Annotated in this window: 18 protein-coding genes and 1 pseudogene; 13 read left to right on the forward strand and 6 right to left on the reverse strand. The window is 32.6% G+C overall.

Annotated features, from left to right (window positions below):
• Window positions 1-4 precede the first annotated feature (4 nt).
• The 8 genes from asp1 (at window position 5) to FNL83_RS01315 (ending at window position 10,013) form a co-directional block, all read left to right on the forward strand.
• Window positions 5-1,561, forward strand: a complete 1,557-nt coding sequence (gene asp1 / locus FNL83_RS01280; RefSeq protein WP_001831836.1) for an accessory Sec system protein Asp1 — start codon at window positions 5-7, stop codon at window positions 1,559-1,561.
• A complete protein-coding gene (asp2, locus tag FNL83_RS01285; RefSeq protein WP_153647357.1) occupies window positions 1,542-3,110 on the forward strand; it encodes an accessory Sec system protein Asp2 in 1,569 nt (522 codons plus the stop codon). The genes asp1 and asp2 overlap by 20 nt, the downstream gene beginning before the upstream one ends.
• A complete protein-coding gene (asp3, locus tag FNL83_RS01290) occupies window positions 3,097-3,669 on the forward strand; it encodes an accessory Sec system protein Asp3 (protein WP_002437878.1) in 573 nt (190 codons plus the stop codon). Before asp2 ends, asp3 begins: the two co-directional genes overlap by 14 nt.
• Window positions 3,662-6,052, forward strand: coding sequence for an accessory Sec system translocase SecA2 (gene secA2 / locus FNL83_RS01295; RefSeq protein WP_002485917.1), 2,391 nt, complete (start codon window positions 3,662-3,664; stop codon window positions 6,050-6,052). The genes asp3 and secA2 overlap by 8 nt, the downstream gene beginning before the upstream one ends.
• 17 nt (window positions 6,053-6,069) lie before the next feature.
• Entirely contained in the window at window positions 6,070-7,578 is a 1,509-nt protein-coding gene (gene gtfA, locus FNL83_RS01300; protein WP_002437882.1) for an accessory Sec system glycosyltransferase GtfA, read from the forward strand.
• Entirely contained in the window at window positions 7,571-8,911 is a 1,341-nt protein-coding gene (gtfB, locus tag FNL83_RS01305) for an accessory Sec system glycosylation chaperone GtfB (protein WP_001831861.1), read from the forward strand. The genes gtfA and gtfB overlap by 8 nt, the downstream gene beginning before the upstream one ends.
• 105 nt (window positions 8,912-9,016) lie before the next feature.
• Complete coding sequence (locus FNL83_RS01310) at window positions 9,017-9,364, forward strand: magnetosome magnetite crystal formation protein family (protein WP_001831842.1); 348 nt, start codon at window positions 9,017-9,019, stop codon at window positions 9,362-9,364.
• Window positions 9,365-9,533: 169 nt separating this feature from the next.
• Entirely contained in the window at window positions 9,534-10,013 is a 480-nt protein-coding gene (locus FNL83_RS01315; RefSeq protein ID WP_002485488.1) for a peptide-methionine (S)-S-oxide reductase, read from the forward strand.
• 147 nt (window positions 10,014-10,160) lie between these two features.
• On the opposite strand, the gene FNL83_RS01320 is transcribed toward FNL83_RS01315, so the two are convergent.
• The gene (locus tag FNL83_RS01320; RefSeq protein WP_002437887.1) at window positions 10,161-10,517 is read right to left on the reverse strand and encodes a hypothetical protein; all 357 of its coding nucleotides are present in this window, start codon (window positions 10,515-10,517) and stop codon (window positions 10,161-10,163) included.
• A 340-nt stretch (window positions 10,518-10,857) separates the two neighbouring features.
• On the opposite strand from FNL83_RS01320, the gene FNL83_RS01325 reads away from it, so the two are divergent.
• From FNL83_RS01325 to FNL83_RS11990, 3 genes and pseudogenes are all read left to right on the forward strand, one after another.
• Window positions 10,858-12,030, forward strand: a complete 1,173-nt coding sequence (locus FNL83_RS01325; protein ID WP_002437889.1) for an MFS transporter — start codon at window positions 10,858-10,860, stop codon at window positions 12,028-12,030.
• Window positions 12,031-12,191: 161 nt separating this feature from the next.
• Window positions 12,192-12,880: pseudogene (locus FNL83_RS01330) on the forward strand (flavin reductase family protein).
• A 412-nt stretch (window positions 12,881-13,292) separates the two neighbouring features.
• Window positions 13,293-13,430 carry a hypothetical protein gene (locus FNL83_RS11990; protein WP_002502616.1) on the forward strand — a complete coding sequence of 46 codons (138 nt, stop codon included), beginning with the start codon at window positions 13,293-13,295 and terminating at the stop codon, window positions 13,428-13,430.
• A 198-nt stretch (window positions 13,431-13,628) separates the two neighbouring features.
• Here FNL83_RS11990 and FNL83_RS01335 read toward each other — a convergent pair whose 3' ends face one another.
• Together FNL83_RS01335 and FNL83_RS01345 are read right to left on the reverse strand one after the other, a co-directional pair.
• Complete coding sequence (locus FNL83_RS01335; RefSeq protein ID WP_001831885.1) at window positions 13,629-13,805, reverse strand: hypothetical protein; 177 nt, start codon at window positions 13,803-13,805, stop codon at window positions 13,629-13,631.
• Between the two features lie 313 nt (window positions 13,806-14,118).
• Window positions 14,119-14,547, reverse strand: coding sequence for an organic hydroperoxide resistance protein (locus FNL83_RS01345; RefSeq protein ID WP_001831844.1), 429 nt, complete (start codon window positions 14,545-14,547; stop codon window positions 14,119-14,121).
• A 249-nt stretch (window positions 14,548-14,796) separates the two neighbouring features.
• On the opposite strand from FNL83_RS01345, the gene FNL83_RS01350 reads away from it, so the two are divergent.
• Entirely contained in the window at window positions 14,797-16,827 is a 2,031-nt protein-coding gene (locus FNL83_RS01350; protein ID WP_001831890.1) for an LPXTG cell wall anchor domain-containing protein, read from the forward strand.
• A 367-nt stretch (window positions 16,828-17,194) separates the two neighbouring features.
• On the opposite strand, the gene FNL83_RS01355 is transcribed toward FNL83_RS01350, so the two are convergent.
• Window positions 17,195-19,162 carry an amidase domain-containing protein gene (locus FNL83_RS01355; RefSeq protein WP_001831881.1) on the reverse strand — a complete coding sequence of 656 codons (1,968 nt, stop codon included), beginning with the start codon at window positions 19,160-19,162 and terminating at the stop codon, window positions 17,195-17,197.
• Between the two features lie 287 nt (window positions 19,163-19,449).
• On the opposite strand from FNL83_RS01355, the gene FNL83_RS01360 reads away from it, so the two are divergent.
• Window positions 19,450-22,308, forward strand: a complete 2,859-nt coding sequence (locus FNL83_RS01360) for a YhgE/Pip domain-containing protein (RefSeq protein WP_002489729.1) — start codon at window positions 19,450-19,452, stop codon at window positions 22,306-22,308.
• Window positions 22,309-22,618: 310 nt separating this feature from the next.
• Here the strand turns inward: FNL83_RS01360 and manA are convergent, their stop codons facing one another.
• Window positions 22,619-23,569, reverse strand: a complete 951-nt coding sequence (gene manA / locus FNL83_RS01365) for a mannose-6-phosphate isomerase, class I (RefSeq protein WP_001831892.1) — start codon at window positions 23,567-23,569, stop codon at window positions 22,619-22,621.
• Between the two features lie 15 nt (window positions 23,570-23,584).
• Window positions 23,585-25,525 carry a fructose-specific PTS transporter subunit EIIC gene (locus FNL83_RS01370; RefSeq protein WP_002456327.1) on the reverse strand — a complete coding sequence of 647 codons (1,941 nt, stop codon included), beginning with the start codon at window positions 25,523-25,525 and terminating at the stop codon, window positions 23,585-23,587.
• Window positions 25,526-25,528 lie beyond the last annotated feature (3 nt).

Consider the following 25,528-nt stretch of genomic DNA (forward strand, 5'->3'; position numbering starts at 1 on the left):
GAATATGAAACGATTTATACCAGCTTGGTATAGCCGTAACAGATGGTGGGAAAGTACCTCAAGACCATTCTATCTAAAAAAACAGTATACAGATTTTGACGATATGATTAGTTTAATGACAATGCATAGTTCGAATAATGTGGATTATCAATTGATAGTTTTAAATTTTAGTCCATATCTTAGAACATTCCTCCATCGATATGATTTGTATGAAAGTCATTATTGGTCTGTATTTGATGAGATACAGGGCGTTGGACATCAAACGCCTCAAGCTATTGATTATCGCGATCTTTCATGGCCAGAAGGCACTGAATTTATTTTTACTCCCTTTCAAATTCAAGCGATTACAGGTGATAACACGTTTTCTAAAATTCACTTCAGCCAAGAGGGGTACCTGATGTGGGTAGAGGATTACAAGTATAGTACAATTCAAAGACGATTTGTATTCGATGACAGAGGATTTATATCGGCAGTGCGTACTTATACACCTGATGGTGATAACAATAAAAAACACTATTTTTCAAAAGATGGGGAAGAAATATTTGTTGAAGACTTAAATGTTAATACAGTAACGATTAATAAAAATTTCCAATCAAAATTTAAAAGGGTTACGTATTCATCTATGGCTGAGTTGATAGAAGAGAAATTCCAATCATATGTAGAAAGAGAATTGAATGAAGATGATTCTGTTATAGTGGCATCTGATGAACGTCATAATTCAATGATGGCACGCACTATTGATGCATCGTCTTTATGTTTTTCTATTTTTACTGAGCGAAATAAAGTGGTGACACAAGATTTATATGACTCTATTTCTAGAGCATATTATTGTCTCGTTGATACACAAGCTAATCAAAATATGATTGAACACTACGCAGGATTGAACATGAATGATATTAATCTTTTAAGGGTAACGCCTTTTGATGCGAAGTCATTACCTAACCAAAGTAGTCAATTGTATGACACTTATATTGGATTATGGATAGATGGTTTGGACGAGATTGAAATACGAGAGATTGTAAACAGCTTATTTCAATATATTCAACATAAAGATGGCTATAAGTTGAAAATTTTAACTAAGAGTAGAGATAATCTTACGGAAAATCTTATAGATGAAGTTGCTCATCTCAATGATTTATATCACCAAGAGAAAAAGGAAATAAGTGATGTAATTGAAGACGTGATACAGAATAAAAAAGAAACAATCATTGATATTGAAACAGTACCGTTTGAAGAAGATCTTGTAAGCGTTATTTCAAAATTAAGAGTTGTAGTAGATTTATCTTTAGAGCCGAAACTTTTTTTACAAATCTGTTGTATTGGCGCGGGTATACCACAAATTAATAAAAAGAGAACAGATTATGTTAAACATATGCATAATGGATATATTATTGATGACATATCGCAAACTGTAGAATCTTTAGATTATTTTTTGGCACATTTAAAAAATTGGAATTATTCTTATGCATATTCCATGAGATTAACGGATGATTTTAGTTCAATTAATATTATTCATCAAATTAATCAGTTATTTAAAGGTGATGTTTCAAGTGGCACGTAAATTTAGAGTACTTCAAGTAGGTGGTCATGATTTAGGTTCTTTATTTAATCAAAAAAGTAATGTCGAATGGGATTATTTTGATGTTGGTTTGTTTGATTTTGAAAGTGGCTATCAAGATGTTGTAGTACATATTTTAGATGAAAAAGGACAATTTGATTTTGTTTTTGTACGTGAAAAATATTCTGATTCATTAATGAAACTTTTATCATTAGTCAGTACACCGTATAATACTGTGATTGACAATGAGTATTGGGATAATCAATACCAACAAGATAAGACAATACAACGTAATTTTATAAAACCACTCATTTATGAAAATGAAGAACAATTACAACAAAAACTAGAGGCAGTTACATTTCCTGGGCAATATGGAGATAAAGTTAAACCTATTCATTGTCGCGTTAGTATTCATTTTGATGGTTCTTATCAATTTAATGGAAATGAGTCTATTGAAGTATCAGGACGATTTGGGGAATCATACCAACCCCTCATTACATGGAGTCAAAATATCATTGCTGATGCCAATAAGGTGAATCAAATATGGCCAGAATTTAAAGTTGAAGGTGATGCTAAAATCCAATATACATTGAGATTGACGCCTGTTTATTCAACTGATCAACCAGTAGAAAAGCTAATATATGAACAAGACGATTTAGACACTCCCATAGAACTACCTGCTCGTCCTTATCAAACATATGTGAGTGTATCAATCAAAGCTAAAGGTAAAGGAACATTATTTATAGGTGCTATTCATAAACGTTGGTCACGCTTGGAATTAGGGCAGTTCATATTAGGCGGAAAACGATATAGTGATGAAAATAAGCAAGAATTTATACATTACTTCCATCCTGGAGATTTAAAACCACCACTCAATGTATATTTTAGTGGGTATCGTACTGCTGAGGGCTTTGAAGGGTACTTTATGATGAAACGTATGAATGCTCCATTTATTTTAATAGCTGATCCTAGAATCGAAGGTGGTGCCTTTTACCTAGGGTCAGAGAATTATGAACAGGCAATCCGTAAGGTCATCCAAAATGCTTTGGATTATTTGGGATTTGCGAACAACCAATTAATTCTTTCTGGATTATCAATGGGATCATTTGGCGCACTTTATTACGCTACAAAATTAAATCCAGCGGCTGTTATTGTAGGAAAACCTTTGATAAATCTCGGTACTATTGCTAATAATATGAAACTCGTTCGTCCAAACGATTTTGGAACGTCACTTGATATTTTGCGATTGAATCAAAATGGCATAACTAACAAAGATGTTGTTCAGTTAGATAATCATTTTTGGAAGCAAATTCAGCATAGTGATTTGTCAATGACCACATTTGCGATTGCTTACATGGAGCATGATGATTATGACAAATATGCATTTCAAGATTTATTGCCTGTTCTTACAAAACAACATGCACGTGTGATAAGTAAAAGAATTCCTGGTAGACATAATGATGATTCTGCTACTGTTACTCATTGGTTTATTAATTTTTATAATTTAATCATGGAAGAGCGATTTGGGAGGGTAACACATGCAAGAAGATAGGAAATTTGAAGTCAAATGGCGACTAGTTAATTCATCAACTTTTATGTATGGTACAAAATTACGTTTTAATCAAGATAATATCTATTTTGAGAACCCTTTGATGCCATCCGGTACAATCATTCACAGTTGGTATATGTTAACTGATTTTGCAGAAGACCGTGTAAGCCCTAAGCTACCTATTTTAAAAAAAGGGCGCCAATATCAATTTCAATTTAATTTTGAAGTTGAACCTGAGGGTGCGGCTTATTTTAAAATGAAATTTTATCGTAAGAATAAAGAAATTCTTAGTCATCAAATTCTAAAAAATAAAAAAGAAAATATTGTCTATCCTAGAGAAGCATATTCATATGAATTAGAACTTATTAATGCTGGCATGAATCATCTATCTTTTCACAATATAATTGTGCAAGAATTAAGAGAAGATAGTAATCAAGCTTATGAGGCAACGCAATATATAGATCCTAAGAAAAAACTTAAAGTAATTAATCAAATAATAACCAATATAAGGACACATCATCTAGACTCATCAAACTATCACAGGAGTGATATGAATGGCTAAAGGTGTTAACCAAATTATTAATAATATTAGGTTAAGAAAATTGCGCAAAATATTAAATCAAATTAATGCGCTTAGTGAGGAGTTCTCAAATTTTAGTGATGAAGCACTTCAAGCGAAGACAAAAGAATTTAAAGTTTATTTAAATGATAATAAAGCTTCACTCAATCACATTCTGCCACAAGCTTATGCAACAGTTAGAGAGGCTTCTAAGCGCGTTTTAGGTATGTATCCAAAAGATGTGCAGATTTTAGGAGCAATCGCTATGCATCAGGGGAATATTGCAGAAATGCAAACAGGAGAAGGTAAGACGCTTACAGCTACCATGCCTCTGTACTTAAATGCACTTACAGGTAAAGGTGCTTATCTAATCACAACAAATGATTACTTAGCAAAACGCGATTTTTTAGAAATGAAACCACTATATGAATGGCTAGGCTTGTCTGTATCATTAGGATTTGTGGACATTCCAGAATATGAATACGCTGAAAATGAAAAATATGAACTGTACCACCATGACATTGTTTACACGACTAATGGGCGACTAGGGTTTGATTATTTAATTGATAATTTAGCTGATGATATTCGTGCCAAATTTTTACCGAAATTAAACTTTGCTATTATTGATGAAGTCGATTCTATTATATTAGACGCTGCCCAAACGCCTTTAGTTATTTCTGGTGCACCACGTGTACAATCTAATTTATTTCACATCGTTAAAAAGTTTGTTGAAACACTTGAGAAAGATAAAGACTTCATAGTTAATTTTAATAAAAAAGAAGTGTGGCTCACTGATGAGGGCTCGGAAAAAGCAAGCCATTATTTCAAAGTGAATAGTATATACCAACAGCAATATTTTGATTTAGTTAGGATGATTCATTTATCGCTTAGAGCTAAGTATTTATTCAAATATAATTTAGACTATTTTATTTTTGATGGTGAGATTGTGCTTATAGATAGAATAACTGGTCGTATGCTACCTGGAACAAAGCTTCAGTCTGGTTTACATCAAGCTATAGAGGCTCTGGAAAATGTTGAAATTTCTCAAGATATGAGTGTGATGGCAACCATAACATTCCAAAACTTATTTAAGCAATTTGATGAATTTTCAGGTATGACTGGAACAGGTAAATTAGGGGAAAAAGAATTCTTTGATTTATATTCAAAAGTTGTTATAGAGATTCCGACTCACAGTCCGATTGAACGAGATGATAGACCTGATAGAGTATTTGCTAATGGTGACAAAAAGAACGATGCAATTTTAAAGACAGTGATTGGTATACATGAAACTCAACAACCTGTGTTACTAATTACACGTACTGCAGAAGCGGCAGAATATTTTTCAGCTGAGTTATTTAAACGTGATATACCCAACAATTTATTAATCGCTCAAAATGTAGCTAAAGAGGCACAAATGATTGCTGAGGCGGGACAATTATCTGCAGTTACTGTTGCTACAAGTATGGCAGGGCGTGGAACTGATATAAAGTTATCAAAAGAGGTTCATGATATCGGTGGCTTAGCAGTGATTATTAATGAACATATGGATAATAGCCGTGTTGATCGTCAATTAAGAGGACGCTCAGGTCGCCAAGGAGATCCTGGATATTCACAGATTTTTGTATCACTTGATGATGATTTAGTAAAACGTTGGAGTAACTCTAACTTGGCAGAAAATAAAAACCTCCAAACGATGGATGCATCTAAACTAGAAAGTAGTGCACTCTTTAAAAAACGTGTAAAGTCAATTGTTAATAAAGCGCAACGTGTATCTGAAGAGACTGCTATGAAAAATAGAGAAATGGCAAATGAATTCGAAAAAAGTATTAGTGTTCAACGAGATAAAATTTATGCTGAACGTAATCACATACTTGAAGCAAGCGATTTTGATGATTTTAATTTTGAACAGCTTGCACGAGATGTGTTTACAAAAGACGTTAAAAATCTTGACTTAAGTAGTGAACGTGCACTTGTGAATTATATATACGAAAACTTAAGTTTTGTCTTCGATGAAGATGTATCAAATATTAATATGCAAAATGATGAAGAAATCATACAATTCTTAATACAACAATTTACTCAACAATTTAACAATCGTTTAGAAGTTGCTGCTGATTCATATTTAAAACTTCGTTTCATTCAAAAATCAATTTTGAAAGCGATAGATAGCGAATGGATTGAACAAGTAGATAACTTACAACAACTTAAAGCCAGTGTAAACAATCGACAAAATGGACAGCGTAATGTCATTTTTGAATATCATAAAGTGGCTCTTGAAACGTATGAATATATGTCTGAAGATATAAAAAGGAAGATGGTTAGAAATTTATGTTTAAGTATTCTAGCCTTTGATAAGGACGGAGATATGGTCATTCATTTCCCATAAACAAAGAGGTGTTAGACATGACGATTTATAATATCAATTTTGGAATCGGTTGGGCCAGTAGTGGTGTTGAATATGCACAAGTGTATCGAGCAAAACTATTAAGGCAATTACCTTATCCAACAAAATTTATATTTTTAGATTTTATTCAATCAGAAAATATTCAAACACTCACAAGCAACATAGGGTTTAAAGATGATGAAGTTATTTGGCTATATCAATACTTCACAGACGTAAAAATCGCTCCTACAACGTACACAGTTGATGATTTAATTTCAGAGTTAGGTAATGAGGTTACTCGAAAAGAACAAAACGGTAAAGTATTACGACTCTATTTAAATAATCAGCAAACATTCGTAACCTGCTATTTAAAAAATGCTAACGAACATTACGTTGATCGTGCAGAGTTTGTGGTGAATGGAATGTTAATTAGGAAAGATTTTTATAGCTATGTAAGAACATTCTCGGAGTATTATGCTCCTTTTAACAATAAAGCTAAAATATATATGCGTCAATTTTATAATGAAAATGGATCAATTGCATATCGCGAATATATAGATGAAGATGAACATGTTTTTGTGTTTGATGATGCACGTTTATACAGTAAACAAGCACTCGTCGCATACTTTATACGTCAATTGCTATTGAATTCAGAGGATATCATTATTATTGATCGAGCAACTGATGTGGGACAAGCCATATTAGAAAACAAGGGATCCAGTAAAGTTGGCGTAGTCGTTCACGCTGAACATTTCAGTGAAGGTGCGACTGATGGGACTCACATTTTATGGAATAATTATTATGAGTATCAATTCGAAAATGCACAGCATATTGATTTCTTTATCACAGCGACAGATTTGCAAAGGCAGACACTAAGTGAACAATTTAAACAATATAAGAATGATTGTCCACGTATACGTACAATTCCAGTAGGTAGTATAGAATCGTTACAATATCCTGAAAAAGAAAGAAAACCATATTCCATCATGACCGCATCACGTCTTGCTAACGAAAAACATGTTGATTGGATAGTGGAAGCTGTGATTAAAGCTAAACATCAGTTACCTCAATTGAGTTTTGATATCTACGGACAAGGAGAAGAACAAGAAAAAATTAAAAATATTATTACCAAACATCGTGCTGAGGATTACATACAAATTAAAGGACATAGAAATCTTCGTACAATATATCAGCAATATGAATTATTCATAGCGGCCTCACAAAGTGAAGGGTTCGGACTGACATTAATGGAAGCGGTTGGCTCTGGTTTAGGTATGATTGGATTTGATGTGAATTATGGCAGTCCGACATTTATTCGACATCATCAAAATGGCTATTTGATACCGATAGATTTTGAACAAGCGTCTACTGATGATATCACAACGCAAATCGCTCATATGATTATTCGATATTTTGAAGATGGTCCCATAAGGGCACATGAGGTATCGTATGACATTGCAGAATCATTTAAAACATCGCATATTGTTGATCTATGGAGACAACTCATTGAAGAGGTGCTATATGATTAATTTATTCGAAAATTATAATCAAGAAACACAGGAATTACATCAATCTCTTAAGCGTGCTGGTTACAATCACTTTACGATTGTAATTAATGATGATGGATTTTTACCTGATGATGTGACATCGCCGTATCGTTTTTTCACAGCATATCAAATTTATGAAGATGATACCCCTGCTTTTTTTAATGATATTGATACGCCGCCTTTTTGGGAAATTAAAGGAGATGCGACAATGGCTACCATTACAGATATGGGTGAGCTTAGAGGTAAAATCTTTTATAAGGAACATTATAAGACACGTGTAGTTAGCCATGTAGAGTGGCTTGATTCAAAACAGCGTTTGCGTTCGGTTGATTATTATACAAAAGAAGGATTTAAATTTGCTGAAACAGTTTACGATTTGTTAGGTAATGCAATATTAAAAAAGTATATGACACGTGAAGGTAAAGAAGTGATTTATGAGAATTATGTAACTAACGATGTAGTTGTAGAATATGAAGGGAAATCTTATTTTTTTGAGTCATATACAGAGTGGATTAAATTTTACTTGAGTGAAATGGGCATTGAGATAAAAGAAGTTATATTTAATACTTTATCAACACCATTTTTAGCAATTTATCATTTGCCGACATTGAAAAAAGGTATTTTATTTTGGCAAGAACAATCTCAGGGTTATGTCCCAGGAAATATGAAAGTCATGTTATCACCAAACCTTCAAAGTCGCTTTGCCGTTATTGTCCCTAATCAGAATGAATACAAATTGATCAAGGAACAACTATCTAGGGAGGAACAACAGGCAGTATATGCATCTGGTTACTTATATGACACGTATAAACGGAATCATTATTCTAAGAATGTATTAACATTAACAAATTCAGATCAAATACCACATGTTGAAACGTTGGTACGTTTGCATAAAGATTATCAATTTCACATAGGCGCTAAAACTGAGATGTCTTCAAAATTATTAAGTTTATCGCAATATGAAAATGTTAAATTATATCCAATAATTAAAGAACAAACAGTTCAAACCTTATATCAACAATGTGACATCTATTTAGATATTAATGAGGGGAACGAAATAGGGAATGCTGTAAGAAGCGCATATAATCATCAATTGTTAATTATGGGATATAAAGAGGTTGTTCATAATCAAGATTTCGTTGCAATAGAAAATCAGTTTCTTGTAAATGATATAAGTCAGTTGAGTAACGCTTTGAAAGAGATAGGAAATCATCGTGGTCAATTTGAAACACGTTTAGCACTACAACAACGTCATGCTAATGCTGTGCCGGTATCAACATTTAAATACGCATTAGTACAAGCATTAAGTGGTTAATCATTAGTATTTTTGTATCGAAACTTACAATATTGTAATTGTATTCCATATCACTTAAATGAATTCTCAGAATGTGTTTATATTTAAATTGAGGTGATTAATTGTATGGAAAATTTTGATAAAAGTTATCATGATAAAACGGGTGATGTATTAGGGGCTTTAAGTTATCTAAGTGTATTTTTCGCACCTGTATTGTTTCCATTAATCGTATGGATTGTTGGACAACCACCAGCATCTACGTATTCAAGAAATGCATTATTTAACCATATTTTGAGTTGGGTGTGTTTGGTATTAGGACTTATATCATTTGCTGCTGGACTATCCTTGATTGATTCGACAAATGGAGTCGCTGTACTAGTGATAGGAGTAATTATTGGAGGTATTCTACTTATCGCTTCGCTTGTATTATTTATTATTAATATTGTGAAGGGTATCAAATTATTGATGATATAGTAAGACAGAATGAACAGAGTAATCAAGTTGATAATATGGAACCTGATACATCAATCATAGGTACAGGTTCTTTTCTTATTTTGATTGTAATTGAATGAACTGAGAGATTTATTTTGAATTCTTTATGATTGAAAAGTGAGTTAACACATTTGCTTTAGGGAGTGAGGATATGGAAACGGTATATTTTGCTGGTGGATGTCTATGGGGAACTCAAGCTTTTTTTAATACGATTCCAGGAGTTATTCAAACAGAAGCTGGAAGGGCAAATGGAACGTCGAAATGTTTAGATGCTCCTTATGATGGCTATGCTGAATGTGTGAAGATACACTTTGATCCTGCAAAAACTTCAATACTTATGCTGATGGATTATTTGTTTGAAATGATAAATCCTTATAGTTTAAATCAACAAGGTCAAGACAAGGGTCAAAAATATCGAACAGGTGTGTATAGTGAAAGTTCGAAGCATTTAAATGAAGTAAAAGACTACATTAAGCGCAGGGAAGACGCGAAACAAGTAATGGTCGAAGTACAACCTCTAAGTAATTATGTGAAGAGTGCAGAAGAACATCAGAATCATCTTGAGAAATTTCCGGAGGATTATTATTTATGTCATGTTCCTCCAGCATTGCTTAATAAATACAAGAAATAATCATTGTCGTATTCATCTAGACTGATGAATTGAATGCCTTTGTTCTTCATTGATAGATAACATAAAAGAAGCGGTAATTCCTTGATAAGATTAATAAGGGAATTACCGCTGTTATTTTATTTAATATATATTTATATGTTGAAGTACTTATTTTTTACAAGAAAAAGTATCTAATAAGCTAAGTGTTGATAAACCTAATAAGTCTAAAGCATGTTGTGCACCTTTTTTACCATGCCCTGCTTCAAAATGTTTGTAAGCTGCAACACCAAGTACTGAAATTGCTGCAAGTGAGCCTAAGCGTGAAATATTTTTATTTAAAAAACTAGCAGCAAATAAACCAGCAGCTACAGCTTCAACGCCACCTGCTAATTTAACTGAGTTTTCCGGTAAACCAAATGTATTAGTGAAAGTATTAATCATACCTTGATCGCCTTTTAATTTAGGTTTACTTGCATCATATAATTCTTTAGCTAGTTTTAAATTTGTAGCATAACGTAAAACCATTAAAGATTCCTCCTATATATCTGTAAATATGAATTCCTTCTAGACATCTCTTTTCCCTAAAATAAAAATTAAATGCACAATTTAACATAAATGTTGTAATATATTAACGATTTAATCATAGGTTTGTGAAATATTGATATTTAAAGGTAATGGTAATCTTAAATTGAAGTAATCTGTATGTCAATTTTTCAGCTCTCATGTGTGTCTAAAGAAATTAAATGGATACAAGTGTATTTATATTATTTTAATTTTTCGTCAATTTAAATATCTCTTTAGGAATTTGAAACAAACTGTCATAATAATCGTATTGAATAAAATTTAGAAAGGAGTATGGAAATCGATGGAAGAAAGTAAAAACTATAATCTCATTACGACAATCATGTTTATTTCAGGTATCATTGTAATGGCAAGTTTATATACGGCTCTACCTCTTACAGCAACTTTCGCAGAAGACTTTCATGTTCCTGAATCTATAGCAACTTTAAACGGTGTTTTATTCTCATTAACATATTCAATCAGTTGTCTATTTTATGGAACGATTTCTGAAAAGTATGGCAGAATTAAAACTATTTTAGTAGGTATGAGTGCATTAGTTATCATCTGTCTTATGATAGGTATTGTTCATTCATTTACAGTGTTATTAATATTAAGAGCACTACAAGGCGTATTTGCTGCATCATTTTCTCCTGTAGTCATGACTTATACAACTGAAACTTATCCACGTGTGAAACGTGTAACAGCAATTAGTTTCATCAGTACAAGTTTTATGTTATCAGGTGTGTTAGGGCAAAATATGAGTGAATTAGTCGTAAGTTATTTGAATTGGCAGTGGGTATATTTTATTTTAACAATCTTATATTTAATTCTCGTATTAGTTATTTATAAAAATGTACCTGAGAGTCCACATAAAAATCCTGATATTCAACTCATTAAGTTTTTCAATAACTTTAAAGATTTCAAAGACAATCTTAAAGTTTTCTATTGTTTATTTATTTCACTAACATTACTGATTATGTTTATAAGTATGTATGATATTTTAAATGAATATGTCACATCACACCAAGTTGGGGGAGACATGTCTGTGTCCTCAATGATGAAATTGTTCGGTGTGATAGGCATGTTATTATCTCTATTAGCAGGGCGTGTAAGCAGTCGTATAGGTATAAAGCGCTTGCTAACTATCGCATTAACAACATGTATTGTGTCGATCATACTCATGGGTGTAACTACGAATATTATACTTATTACAACATTTAGTGTGTTGTTTGTTGCAGGTATCGCATTTGCGATTCCTACTGTTATTTCAAAAATAGGTGTAGTTGTTAAAAACAATCAAGGTTTCTTTTTATCTGTTAATACATTTGTATTATTCTTAGGAACAGCGATTGCACCTATTTTAATGTTATTTGTAGGCGAACTGTCTAACTTTTTCTTACAGTTTTTAATGATTGCTATTGTCGGACTGATTGCTTTAGTTGTATCAATATTTATGCCAGGTGACCAACGTTCTTGAAAATAGCTTCAAATGATAAAAGCAATATTGGTTGTTAAAAGTTTAAAATACTATTTATAACTTTTAACTATATTGAAATGATTGATAAATATTAGACAATGCTAAGTCAAGTCATGTAACCTTAAGTTGATAGAACGATTAACGATAGGAGTGGATATAAAATGAATTATTCACCAAAACAAGGTGTTAAAAGTCATGGATTGCCACATGATCCGTTCAAAAGTAGCACAGTACCTAGACCTATAGGTTGGATTTCTACAGTATCTAAAGAAGGTAAAGATAACTTGGCGCCGTACAGTCAATATCAAAATCTTACATGGGACCCCCAATGGTAATGTTTGCGGCTAATCAGTCAGTGCTTGGCGATCATGAAAGAAAAGATACAGTTAAAAATGCGGAAGAAACTGGTTGGTTTGTATGGAATATGGCAACATATGATTTGCGTGAAGCAGTGAATTTATCATCCAAAGCATTACCTCCAGAAGATGATGAATTTGACTTTGCTGGTGTGACGAAAGAATCGTGTATCGAAGCTCCTGGAAGTAGGGTAAAGGAATCACCTGTTCATTTTGAATGTGAATATGTTCAAACAGTAAGAATTCCCACTGGAGACCCTGTTTCAACTGTGGATATAGTCATCGGTCGTGTAGCACAAGTGCATATTGACGATAAAGTAATTATGGACAACGGAAAATTAGACATTAAGTCAATCAGACCTATAGCACGTCTCGGTTATTATGATTACACGGTTGTCGATGAAATATTTGAAATGAAAGCACCTGCAGCTTCGAAAGAAGAATTGGCTGGACTTGAAGGTCGAAATTTTGACAACACTAATAATGAATCATGATACATCAAAAAGAATGAAATCATATTCATATTAAATTCGTCGTTCAGATTCATTAATGAGAACTAAAAATTTAAAAACTTAATATAAGCGTATTTTAAATTTAGCTATCCAAAGCCAATAGCTAAGAGGCTGAGACATAATTCCTAGCAAAATAGCCAGTAAATGAGTTTTTTATAAATTCATTTACTGGCTTTTTATTTATAACACTTCGTATTGTTGGCTCGCTTTCTTATCGGACAGCTTCAGCCTGTAGTCTTCAGCTTGTCCTGTTCCCTCAAGAGTCTCGCCAAAATACTTTGTGCATATATGTAATTTTATATTAAAATACTTTGAAAAATAAGGACCTTTCGTATAATTTAATAAATACCAATAAACTAAATTAACGAGGTGTCTTATGTATAAAAATTATAAAATGACTAAACATACTCTACTAATGGAAACTTCAGTTCTTATCCCCACAAATGATATTTCACGACATGTAAATGTTATTGCAGAAACAATTCCCGAGACTGAATTCGATAAATTCAGACATTATCGTTGCTTAATATAATAAAGTAAAAGCTCAACGAGCTGAAAATCATCAAAAAAATTGTAAAAAAGACAATTTCTACATTATTTCAATAGAAATTGTCTTTATTTACTTATCCTGGAACTTTCTGTCCCAGCCACTCTTTTAATAATTACAAAATTTTTAAATACTATGTTTTGTTATAGAGATGTTGGTATGTTTTACAGTTTTGAAAAAAGATTATACGTAGCCATTAACAAAGTGACCGATTAAACTTAAGAGTCCTACTAAAAAAAGGCATACACCGGGTATAAACATTTTTTCCTTAGCATCTATCGGTTTTGAATGATAGATAATTTGACTTAAAACAATAAGCACAACACCAATAATCATAGCGATGATTGATATGGTAAACATAAATAGTCCTCCTTCGGTGATGAGCAACTTTACATTTTATGAAGAAAAAATCTACTTACTTATACTATTCCCATTTTAACCTTTTTATAGTTATTTTAAAGTGAAATTTTTTAAAAAGTATGAAATTTATTTAAAAAAAGATATTTTGTTTATGAAAAGTAAATTGAATGAGAGATTGGAAATGAAAAACAGAGACTGTGGAAGTATGAAAGTATATAAAAAGAGTAGAACAGAATTCAATTTGAATTCATTATTCTACTCTTTAATCTTGTATAGAAACATTTGCTAAGAATTAGTTGTACGATTACAAGTTTTATTGCGCTGTAACATCTAACTGAACGTCAATGTTACCACGTGTCGCTTTTGAGTATGGACAGAATTGATGTGCTTGCTCCACAAATTTCTCAGCATCTTGTTGGGACATATTTTCAAGTGTGACTTTAATATCTGCGCCAAGTTTAAAACCATTGTCAGTATCATCTTTAAGTAATTCAATAGTGATTTCAACTTCTGGGTTGGCATCACTTATTTTATTTTGAGATAAGATTAATGATAGCGCGCTATTAAAGCATGCACTATATCCAGCAGCAAATAATTGTTCAGGATTAGTATCGTTGCCTCCTTGACCACCCATTTCCTTAGGTGTTGCAAGGTTTTGAACAAATGTATTATCTGGACTAAAAACGCGACCATCACGTCCACCATTTGAAATCATTGTAGTTGAGTAAATAGAATTTGCCATTATAAAAACTCCTTGTTTTTGAATTACACTTAACTTAATATATTAATTAAATAATTAAGTGTGTAAAGAAGTGTAATACCAAATTACTAATAATTACAAGAAATTTGTTTTTTAAATTTGTTATTTTAGGTTCATTATCTACAAATCTATGAAATTATGTATTATAATGTGATATGTATATTTTTGATTAAATCATATAAATCTATTTAAAGAATAATACAGGTAACTTTATTAAAGGAGTATGTGTAAATGAAGAGAACAGATAAAATTGGTGTCTACCTCAAGCTGTCATGTTCTGCGTTGTTACTTAGTGGTTCGCTGGTTGGTTATGGCTTCACAAAAGATGCTTTTGCAGATTCAGAAAGTACATCATCAAATGTTGAAAATACTTCTAATAGTAACTCCATCGCTGACAAAATCCAACAAGCTAAAGATGATATTAAAGATTTGAAAGAACTTTCTGACGCAGATATCAAAAGTTTTGAAGAACGTTTAGATAAAGTCGATAATCAATCAAGTATTGACCGTATTATAAATGATGCAAAAGATAAAAATAATCATTTAAAATCGACAGACTCTAGTGCCACATCATCAAAAACTGAAGATGACGATACATCTGAAAAAGATAATGATGATATGACTAAAGACTTAGATAAAATACTGTCGGATTTAGATTCAATTGCTAAAAATGTTGATAACCGTCAACAAGGTGAAAATAGTGCTTCTAAACCTAGTGACTCAACAACCGATGAAAAAGATGATTCAAATAATAAAGTACACGATACAAATGCTAGTACACGCAATGCAACTACTGATGATTCTGAAGAGTCGGTTATTGATAAATTAGATAAAATCCAACAAGATTTTAAGTCTGACTCTAATAATAAGCTTTCTGAACAAAGCGATCAGCAAGCATCACCATCTAATAAAAACGAAAATAACAAAGAAGAATCTAGTACGACAACAAATCAATCCGATAGTGATAGTAAAGACGATAAAAGTAATGATGGTCGTCGCTCAACATTAGAACGTATAGCATCAGATACTGATCAAATTAGGGATTCAAAAGATCAACATGTCACAGATGAAAAACAAGATATACAAGCAATTACACGTTCACTACAAGGTAGTGATAAGATTGAAAAAGCACTTGCTAAGGTACAATCTGACAATCAATCACTAGATTCTAATTATATAAATAATAAATTAATGAATTTAAGATCACTAGATACAAAAGTAGAGGATAATAACACTTTATCTGATGATAAGAAACAAGCGCTTAAACAAGAAATTGATAAGACTAAGCAAAGTATTGACCGACAAAGAAATATTATTATAGATCAACTCAATGGTGCTAGTAATAAAAAACAAGCAACCGAAGATATCTTAAATAGTGTTTTCAGCAAAAATGAAGTAGAAGACATAATGAAACGTATTAAAACAAATGGCCGAAGTAATGAAGATATTGCTAATCAAATTGCCAAGCAAATTGATGGTCTTGCATTAACTTCTAGTGATGATATTTTAAAATCAATGTTAGATCAATCTAAAGATAAAGAAAGTTTAATTAAACAATTGTTGACGACACGACTTGGTAATGATGAAGCAGATCGTATTGCTAAAAAATTGTTAAGCCAAAACTTGTCGAATTCTCAAATCGTAGAACAATTAAAACGTCATTTCAATAGTCAAGGAACAGCTACAGCTGATGATATATTGAATGGTGTGATTAATGATGCTAAAGACAAAAGACAAGCGATTGAAACAATATTACAAACCCGTATCAATAAAGACAAAGCTAAAATTATCGCTGATGTTATTGCGCGTGTACAAAAGGACAAATCAGATATCATGGATCTCATTCACTCTGCGATTGAAGGCAAGGCAAATGATTTATTAGATATAGAAAAACGAGCAAAACAAGCTAAGAAAGATTTAGAATATATTTTAGATCCTATAAAGAATAGACCATCCTTGTTAGATCGTATTAACAAAGGTGTCGGTGATTCTAATTCAATATTTGATAGACCAAGTTTACTTGATAAACTTCACTCAAGAGGATCTATTCTTGATAAATTAGATCATTCGGCACCGGAGAATGGATTATCTTTAGATAATAAAGGTGGCCTTTTAAGTGATCTATTTGACGACGATGGTAATATCTCATTACCAGCGACAGGTGAAGTCATCAAACAACATTGGATACCAGTGGCTGTTGTACTCATGTCATTAGGTGGAGCGCTCATCTTTATGGCGCGTAGAAAAAAACACCAAAATTAATTTAAAAATTATATATAGTAATAGGCATCATCAATCTTATGTGTAGTTAAACTATTTCACAGTTAGTGATTGAGGTGGTGCAACGCTTACTCAAAGTTTATAACAAGAGTCAGTATAAAAGAGTAGGACTAAGAATTTAAAATCAATTCTGTCCTACTCTTTTTTGACATGCAATAATGATTGTTATATATAATGAATAATATACTTTTAGAAATCACTTGAGTAAATTATAAAAATGGACTTTTCAATGTAAAGTTACTCTAATATAGTTATTGAATATAAATAAGCACAAAGATGTATTATAAATTTGAATACATCTTTGTGCTATTATTTTGTGGATGGTACCTCAAATAATTTTAAATTTTTACTATTTACCTTTAATGTAATCTAAATCTTGAGCATCTTCTGCATCAATAGTTCTGAATGAAATGACACCTAATCCTTTAACATTTGATTCAGAAATAACAATTGAACCGTCGTCATTAACTTTTTCAACGAAAGCAACATGACCATACTGTGTATCAGCACCTAATTGTCCAGCTTCAAACACAACTGCAGTATGATTTTTAGGTGTGTGCGTTACCGTATAGCCTTCACTTTCAGCACGATTATTCCAATTATGAGCATCACCTAAGTCACCAGAAATGGATGCATCAAATTGATTCATACGGTGGTACACATACCAAGTACATTGGCCATGTGGGTAAGGTGATGTACCGGAAGTTTCAGTAAATGGTTTGAAGTCATTACCAGAGACATCCGTACCTATTGATTTGTTGTATTTCTTCATGTTAGGCATTTTTTCTTTGTCAAAAGATGTTAAATGATAATGTTTAATAATACTATTTAATTTTTTAGAATAATTAGGATCTGTGGCGTATGAGCGTGACAGATGTGAAGTAGCATCTTTATATGATAGAGCTTCACTCTTCCAAGTTGGTTTATAAATTGACGGATTACCATCGATACCATGTTTGATTAAATCTGCATAATCTTCAAGAGATTGTTTAGTACTTGGGTATTTACGGAAACCTGCTTGGATACTGAACATATGATTACTGCTATCAGCTTCTAAAGTATTAAAAGTTACAGATTGTCCTTTGTAGTCACCTTTGATTCCAAACAAGTTATGATTTGGTGATTGTGCAAGTGAACTTTTTCCAGAGTCAGATTCTAAAATAGCTTGAGCAATCATAACTGATGCATATATATCTTGGTCTTTTCCAATCTGATGCGCATCTTTAGCAATTGATTGAATGAAATCACGTGTGTCTTGACTGTCAACAACATTAAATGAATCAGAAGATAAGTCACCATTGTCTAATTCAGGTAGTTGTTGGAAAAGACTTGTTGAACGTGTATTTGAGCGTTTAATGTCATCCTCAAATGATTGTGCAGGTTTTGATTGATGTTTTAATTCATCATCTGTTGGTAATTGTGGATTCTTGTCGGCATTATCACTTTGAGATGTTTTAGTGTGACTTGTATTCTTGCTCTTATTGTAATCTTTTTCTGTTTTCTTAGCGTCCTGACTATATTCATCTAATATAGAGTCTAATGCTGAATCTGTAATACTAGAATATTTCTTGTTACGTTCTGAGCTATCATCATTCGCTTGAGTTTGTTGTTGCTCAGAAGAAGATTGATTTTTGTTTGTATCTACGTTTTCGCCTTCTTGATCTTCTTTATCCATTTCTCCAAGTAAATCACTGACGTCAGAATCGGCTTGATGGTTAGTTGTCTTTTCTTTTTCATCGTTTGATGATTCTTGATCTTGTTTAGCAGACGACTGTGATTGTTCTTGATGTTGTGATGGTTGTTTTGCCTGATCTGCTTGGTCTACTTGATCTTTTTCGTCATTAGAAGAATGGCTTGTCTTTTGTGGCTGTTCGTAATCTGTTATATCAGAATCAAAATCAAATAAATTTTGTATGAGTGACGTTAAACTAAAACTGTCTTCGTATTTATTCGGTTCCCAGTATTTAGAAAAATCTACTGACTGAGACTTAAAATTATCATAAAGTTGATCAACTAAATTATCATCTTTCATTTTATAGTTACGATGTGTTGAGTCAGCTGATAATGGTTTATTAGAGTCTTTGTCCTTGCTGTCAGAAGTGCTTTTTTTATCATCAGAATCGTGTTTAGAATCATCGTTGTTAAATTCATCTTTTTCAGATTGTTTTGATGTTTCTTTTTGTGATTGATGTTGTTCCATTTTATCTGAATTTGTATTTTTATTAGATGAATCTTCAGCAAAAGCTGTTTGTGTAGCGAAGGTTGGCGTGATAAGCGCCGTCGATAGTAAATATACTAAAAATTTATTTTTCTTCATCTTATGTGTGCTCCCTTAAAAATTATTTTTAGTTATTGTCATAACAAATGAGAATTTGATATAATTTATCTTATGGTTTATAAAGTTGACAAGCATCAACAAAAATGAATTACGCCTTAATACAAATATTATACTAATCAACATTAGAAAAATAAATCCATTTAATCAAATTTTAATATAATATGTGTATCATCTTTACGTAAGCAAAAAAATATGCACATTTAAGTAATCATCTGTACGGAAATGTATTACAATAAAAAAGAATAATGATAATTAGGAGTGTGAAAATGAAAAACGCACTAAAACTTTTTATCACGGATTTAAAAAGAGTTGCTAAAACACCAGGTGTATGGGTCATCTTAGCTGGTTTAGCAATTCTTCCTTCATTCTATGCATGGTTTAACCTCTGGGCTATGTGGGATCCGTATGGTCATACAGGACATATCAAAGTTGCCGTAGTGAATGAAGACCAAGGTGAAAAAGTTCGTGGTAAGAATATTAATGTAGGAAATAAAATGGTCAAAACTTTAAAAAAGAATGATAGTTTTGACTGGCAATTTGTGAGTAGAGAAAAAGCCGACCATGAAATTAAGATGGGAAAATATTATGCAGGTATTTATATACCGAAGAAATTCACACATGAAATCACTGGTACTTTAAGAAAACATCCTCAAAAGGCGGATATAGATTTTAAAGTAAATCAGAAGATTAATGCTGTAGCAGCTAAGTTAACCGATACGGGATCGTCGTTTGTGATTGATAAAGCAAATAAACAATTTAACAAAACCGTAGCAACCGCTTTACTTTCTGAAGCTAATAAAGTCGGACTATCAATTGAAGATAATGTACCTACAATCAATAAAATTAAGAGTGCTGTATATCAAGCTAATAATTCATTGCCTAAAATTAATCAATTTGCAGACAAGATTATTGAACTAAATAAACATCAAGACGATTTGGATGCTTATGCTAATCAATTTAGAAGTTTAGGAAAGTATAAAGGGAATGTATTAGACGCTCAAGAAAAACTTAATGCTGTTAATTCGTCTATTCCGGCGCTTAATGAAAGGGCTAAATTGATACTTGCACTTGATAGCTACATGCCTAATATTGAAAGAATTTTAAATGTTGCTGCTAATGATGTTCCAGCACAATTTCCTAGAATTAATAGGGGTGTCGATATTGCAAGTGAAGGTATTGATGCAGCGAGTGGTCAGTTAAATGATGCAAAAGGTTATTTGACTCAAGCTAAAGCGAGAGTGGGAGACTATCAAGAAGCAGCTGGCCGCGCTCAAGATGTGAACAACCAAGCAAATCAAAATCTAAGAAATCAAACATCAACTACACCCCAAAGCGCTATAAAATCATCGCATTCGGAAGGGAAGAGTCATTCAAGCATTAAAACAGTACCTGTGAGTCAATCAGGTGAGAATCAACCCGTTTATGGTGATAACATTTTATCTAACAGTGATGTAAAATCAATGAATACAGCTTTAACAGAAGCTTTATTATCATTATCTAATCAAACAGATCAACAAGCACAAGCTACCCAACAAGACATTAAGTCATTAAAAAATATAGCATATGGTGTTATCGCTTCAGATAAACCATCAGAGTTTAAAGAACCATTAAAAAATATAAAATCACGCTTAGAAAACGCATCTAAGTATAATCAACAATTTATAGATATCTTGTCAGAGTTGGAAAAAAGTGAACATGTTGATCTATCTAATGAAATTAAGCAAGTGAAAGAAGCAAACAATAGCATTAATGATAATTTAAAAAGTACTAATCAATTAATAGATGCATTGTCAAATGGTAGCTCCGGACAATTAGAAGCAGTCAATGTATTACGTGACTTACCTAACTTAAATAAAAGGTTAGATACATTACGAAATTACATTAAAAAAGAACTTAATCGTAATTTACTAGCTGTTTCTAATGAGATTACTGATCAACTTAATAAAGGTCAAAATACATTATCGACAATCCAATCTAAATTAAATACTATTAACCGAGTGATTAACGCTGGTCAAGATATTTTAAATAGCGGTAAAAAGAGAATTGATACGATTCAAACTGCATTGCCAGCAATCGAAAACGCATATATAAATGCAATGCGAACTGCACAAGCTTACTTCCCAACAGCTAAAAAAGATGTCGCGAAAGCTGCAGACTTTGTACGTAATGACTTGCCTGGATTAGAGAGAGAATTAGCTAATGTAACACAGTCTGTAAACCAAAAAATACCATCTTTATTTAGTCGTTATGATAATGCTGTAGATTTATTAAACGAGAAACAGCCTCAAGCAAAAGAAGCACTTGCTTCGCTTGCCGATTTCTCAGAAAATAAATTGCCAGATGTTGAGAAAGACTTGAAAAAAGCAAATAAAATCTTCAAAAAGTTAGATAAAGATGATGCTGTAGATAAGCTAATAGATACATTGAAAAATGATTTGAAGAAACAGGCAGATATTGTTGCTAACCCTATTAATAAAAAAACGACAGATGTGTTCCCAGTAAAAGACTATGGTTCTGGTATGACGCCGTTCTATACTGCATTGTCTATTTGGGTTGGAGGATTATTAATGGTCAGCTTATTATCTGTAGATAACAAACATGAACACTTACAACCTATTATGACGAAGAGACAAGTGTATCTTGGTAAATCTGGTTTCTTTTTCTTATTAGGTATCATACAGGCATTAATAGTATCTATCGGTGTTTTAGTTATCCTTAAAGCATCGATAGAATCACCGATATTATTTGTCTCTATTGCCGTGTTTAGTTCTCTCGTATTTAATTCGATTATTTACACATCTGTATCATTGTTAGGTAACCCTGGTAAGGCTGTTGCTATTATCTTACTTGTGTTACAAATTGCTGGTGGAGGAGGTACATTCCCAATTCAAACAACGCCAGAATTCTTCCAAGCGATATCTCCATATTTACCATTCACGTATTCTATCGACGCATTACGTGAAACAGTTGGAGGTATAGTTCCAGAGATACTGATTACGAAAGTGATCATTTTAGGTTTATTCGGAATCGGATTCATGGTTGTAGGTTATTGCTTGAAACCTGTGACTGACCCTATTATCCGTAAAATTGCTGAAAAAGCTGATGAAAGTAAAGTAACTGAATAAGGATCAACGATTTTACTTAATTAATGTTAGAACAGTACGATTTAAAATGATACTTACAGGAAAACATGTTGTATTGTTCTTATCTTAGAAAGATAAATTAAAAAACGGTTATTCACCTTAACAAAAGGTGGATAACCGTTTTTGTTTATCCTAAATTTAACAGTGACAGATTTTATTGCTATAGAAACAGGCACTGTTGTAATTATCGATGCTTCTCTTATATGAAAGAAAAATATATGATTAAGTCAGTTCAAGCAACATGATGTTTTATTCAATTGATTTAAATTAAAAATTGATGCAACCTGTTTATTTAATATGCCTCATCTTTACTAAAACTGACTATTAAATCCATATTACCAACAAATTTAATATATTGATCTTCAGAAGTTAAAATAAAATGATCGCCCTTATCGATTTTATATACTTTGTTATTGATTGAAACTTGCCCGTGGCCGTTAATCATTGACACTAGGCAATAAGTGTGTGGTTTTTGAAAATCTAATATGTCTTTGATAGACCATTCTTCAACCGTAAAGAAATGATTGGCAACAAATTGAGTGTGACAATTGCCATTTATCATTTCAGTCTTAGGTGTTGTATTAGGTTCAGTTGTAGTGATATCAATAACATCTTTACTTTGGTTTAAATGTAATTCACGCGTATGACCATTTTTATCTTTTCTGTCATAATCGTATATACGATATGTTGTATCTGAAGATTGTTGAGTTTCCAAAATGAGGATTCCGGAACCAATAGCATGAACTGTACCGGCTGGTACATAAAAGAAATCACCCGGTTTAACAGGTACATGTTTAAATAAATAGTCGAATTGATGATGATCAATCATATGTTCAAGTTCATTTTTACTTGTAGCATTAACACCATAGATTATTTCAGCACCAGGTTGAGCGTCTAAAATATACCAACATTCAGTTTTACCGTATTCGCCTTCATGTTTAAGCGCATATTCATCATCAGGATGTACTTGTACTGACAAACAATCATGTGCATCTAAAATTTTAGTGAGAAGTGGAAAATCTTTACGTGAGTCATTTCCGAAAAGTGCTTTATCTTCGTCCCAAACTTGTTTTAAAGATTTCCCCTTATGTTTTCCGTTGAGAATTGTGTTAGGACCGTTTTTATGTGCGGAAATTGCCCAGCATTCGCCGGTAGAATTATTCGGAATATCGTAGCCAAATTGAGTGAGATTGGTGCCACCCCATAAACGTTCTTGAAATACGGGTTGAAGAAAAAGTACCATTTGTCATACGCTCCTTTATATCTCTTTTAAAATATTAAATATTTCATCACGACTTTGAGCATGAATTAACTCATCACGCGTATTATCTTTCATGAGCGTTCGTGATAACCGTTGTAGCAGTTTTAAATGTGTATCGTTATTATCATTGGGAACTGCAATAAGAAAAATGAGCTGAGGATTTGATTCATCTAGACTTTCCCACTCTACACCTGCTTTATGATTTAATACAGCGACGATAGGACGTTTAACTGCATGAGATTTAGCATGTGGTATTGCAACGTTCATTCCGATAGCAGTTGTTGACTCAGCCTCTCGTTTAAGGATTGCGGTTCTTACCTCTTCTATATTCGTAATGTAATGACGATGGCATAACTTAGTAAGTAATCTATCAATAGCTTGATCTCTTGTCATTGGTTCCTTGGTAATTTCAATGAGTGATTTATCGAACACCATATGATGTGAGAGTTGTTTGCTGTGATTAATAGATTGGTCATCAGAAAATACATTTTCAGTTCCAACAGAAGTATCATTTCCATTATTGCTTTTTGCTATAGCAGGGGTGTGACGCTTAAATAACAAGACTGTGAACATGGTTACTAAGCTTCCAACGACAACAGCTATAAAGAACCATAAAATATTACTTATTCCACCTAGTACAGCGACAATAGGACCTCCATGAGCAACTTTATCACCGACACCTCCAACCGCCGCTATTACTGAAGCAATCATCGCGCCAATCATATTGGCTGGAATGATTCTTAGAGGATCTTGTGCAGCAAAAGGGATTGCCCCTTCAGTAATACCAAATAATCCCATCGTAAATGATGCCTTACCCATTTCTTGTTCTGCTTTATTGAATTGGTGTTTACGAACAAATGTAGCTAAACCTAAACCAATCGGTGGTGTACATACTGCTACAGCAACCATTCCCATCACAGTGTAGTTGCCTTCAGCAATTAATGCAGAACCGAATAAGAATGCTACTTTGTTTACTGGACCTCCCATATCAAAAGCAATCATCGCGCCAATAATAAGAGCAAGAATAATGATGTTAGCACCTTGCATTCCTTTTAACCATGATGTTAATGCACCAAATATATTTGAAATTGGTGCGCCTATTACAAATATAAAAATGAGACCAACTATTAAAGAAGATAGAATAGGTATAATAATAATAGGCATAATAGGAGCCATAGCTTTAGGAACTTTAATCTGTTTAATCCATTTTGCAATATAGCCCGCTAAGAAACCTGCGACGATACCACCAAGGAAACCGGCTCCTGCTTCACTTCCATATAAACTACCATCAGCAGCAATGGCACCACCAATCATACCTGGAACAAGACCAGGCTTATCAGCAATACTCACCGCGATATAACCAGCAAGGATGGGAACCATGAATTTAAACGATAAACTACCAATATTTTCAATAGATTTCCAAAATGAATCTTCGGGGATAACTAATCCTTTTGGAGTGGTGTGTCCTCCAAGAGTTAAGGCAATAGCTATGAGTAAACCGCCAACGACGATAAATGGAACCATGAAGGAAACACCATTCATTAAATGCTGATATACCATTTGAATATTACTTTTATGAGATTCTTCCTGGTCTCTAGACATATTTGAAGAAATATTTTGATCATGGTAAATTTGTGCATCTTGGTCAATCACACGTTGTATTAATTCCTTGGGTCTATGAATACCTTCACGTACACTTTCATTGATGAGAGGTTTACCATTAAACCTTGATAAATCTACCTGTCTATCGGCAGCAATGATGATTCCATCAGCTTCTTTGATTTCTTTAGAAGTGAGCACGTTTTCTGCTCCGACGCCTCCTTGAGTTTCAACCTTAATATCAACGCCCATATCTTTTGCTGCTTGTTCTAATTTTTCTTGAGCCATATATGTATGAGCAATTCCATTTGGACATGATGTAATTGCAAGTATTTTCATAGT

Origin of the sequence: Staphylococcus epidermidis (assembly GCF_006742205.1) — a bacterium.
GTDB classification, from domain to species: domain Bacteria; phylum Bacillota; class Bacilli; order Staphylococcales; family Staphylococcaceae; genus Staphylococcus; species Staphylococcus epidermidis.

Coding starts and splice junctions, on each gene's coding strand:
- asp1 (WP_001831836.1), top strand. CDS start 5: ATGAAACGATTTATACCAGCTTGGTATAGCCGTAACAGATGGTGGGAA.
- asp2 (WP_153647357.1), top strand. CDS start 1,542: ATGTTTCAAGTGGCACGTAAATTTAGAGTACTTCAAGTAGGTGGTCAT.
- asp3 (WP_002437878.1), top strand. CDS start 3,097: ATGCAAGAAGATAGGAAATTTGAAGTCAAATGGCGACTAGTTAATTCA.
- secA2 (WP_002485917.1), top strand. CDS start 3,662: ATGGCTAAAGGTGTTAACCAAATTATTAATAATATTAGGTTAAGAAAA.
- gtfA (WP_002437882.1), top strand. CDS start 6,070: ATGACGATTTATAATATCAATTTTGGAATCGGTTGGGCCAGTAGTGGT.
- gtfB (WP_001831861.1), top strand. CDS start 7,571: ATGATTAATTTATTCGAAAATTATAATCAAGAAACACAGGAATTACAT.
- FNL83_RS01310 (WP_001831842.1), top strand. CDS start 9,017: ATGGAAAATTTTGATAAAAGTTATCATGATAAAACGGGTGATGTATTA.
- FNL83_RS01315 (WP_002485488.1), top strand. CDS start 9,534: ATGGAAACGGTATATTTTGCTGGTGGATGTCTATGGGGAACTCAAGCT.
- FNL83_RS01320 (WP_002437887.1), bottom strand. CDS start 10,517: ATGGTTTTACGTTATGCTACAAATTTAAAACTAGCTAAAGAATTATAT.
- FNL83_RS01325 (WP_002437889.1), top strand. CDS start 10,858: ATGGAAGAAAGTAAAAACTATAATCTCATTACGACAATCATGTTTATT.
- FNL83_RS11990 (WP_002502616.1), top strand. CDS start 13,293: ATGACTAAACATACTCTACTAATGGAAACTTCAGTTCTTATCCCCACA.
- FNL83_RS01335 (WP_001831885.1), bottom strand. CDS start 13,805: ATGTTTACCATATCAATCATCGCTATGATTATTGGTGTTGTGCTTATT.
- FNL83_RS01345 (WP_001831844.1), bottom strand. CDS start 14,547: ATGGCAAATTCTATTTACTCAACTACAATGATTTCAAATGGTGGACGT.
- FNL83_RS01350 (WP_001831890.1), top strand. CDS start 14,797: ATGAAGAGAACAGATAAAATTGGTGTCTACCTCAAGCTGTCATGTTCT.
- FNL83_RS01355 (WP_001831881.1), bottom strand. CDS start 19,162: ATGAAGAAAAATAAATTTTTAGTATATTTACTATCGACGGCGCTTATC.
- FNL83_RS01360 (WP_002489729.1), top strand. CDS start 19,450: ATGAAAAACGCACTAAAACTTTTTATCACGGATTTAAAAAGAGTTGCT.
- manA (WP_001831892.1), bottom strand. CDS start 23,569: ATGGTACTTTTTCTTCAACCCGTATTTCAAGAACGTTTATGGGGTGGC.
- FNL83_RS01370 (WP_002456327.1), bottom strand. CDS start 25,525: ATGAAAATACTTGCAATTACATCATGTCCAAATGGAATTGCTCATACA.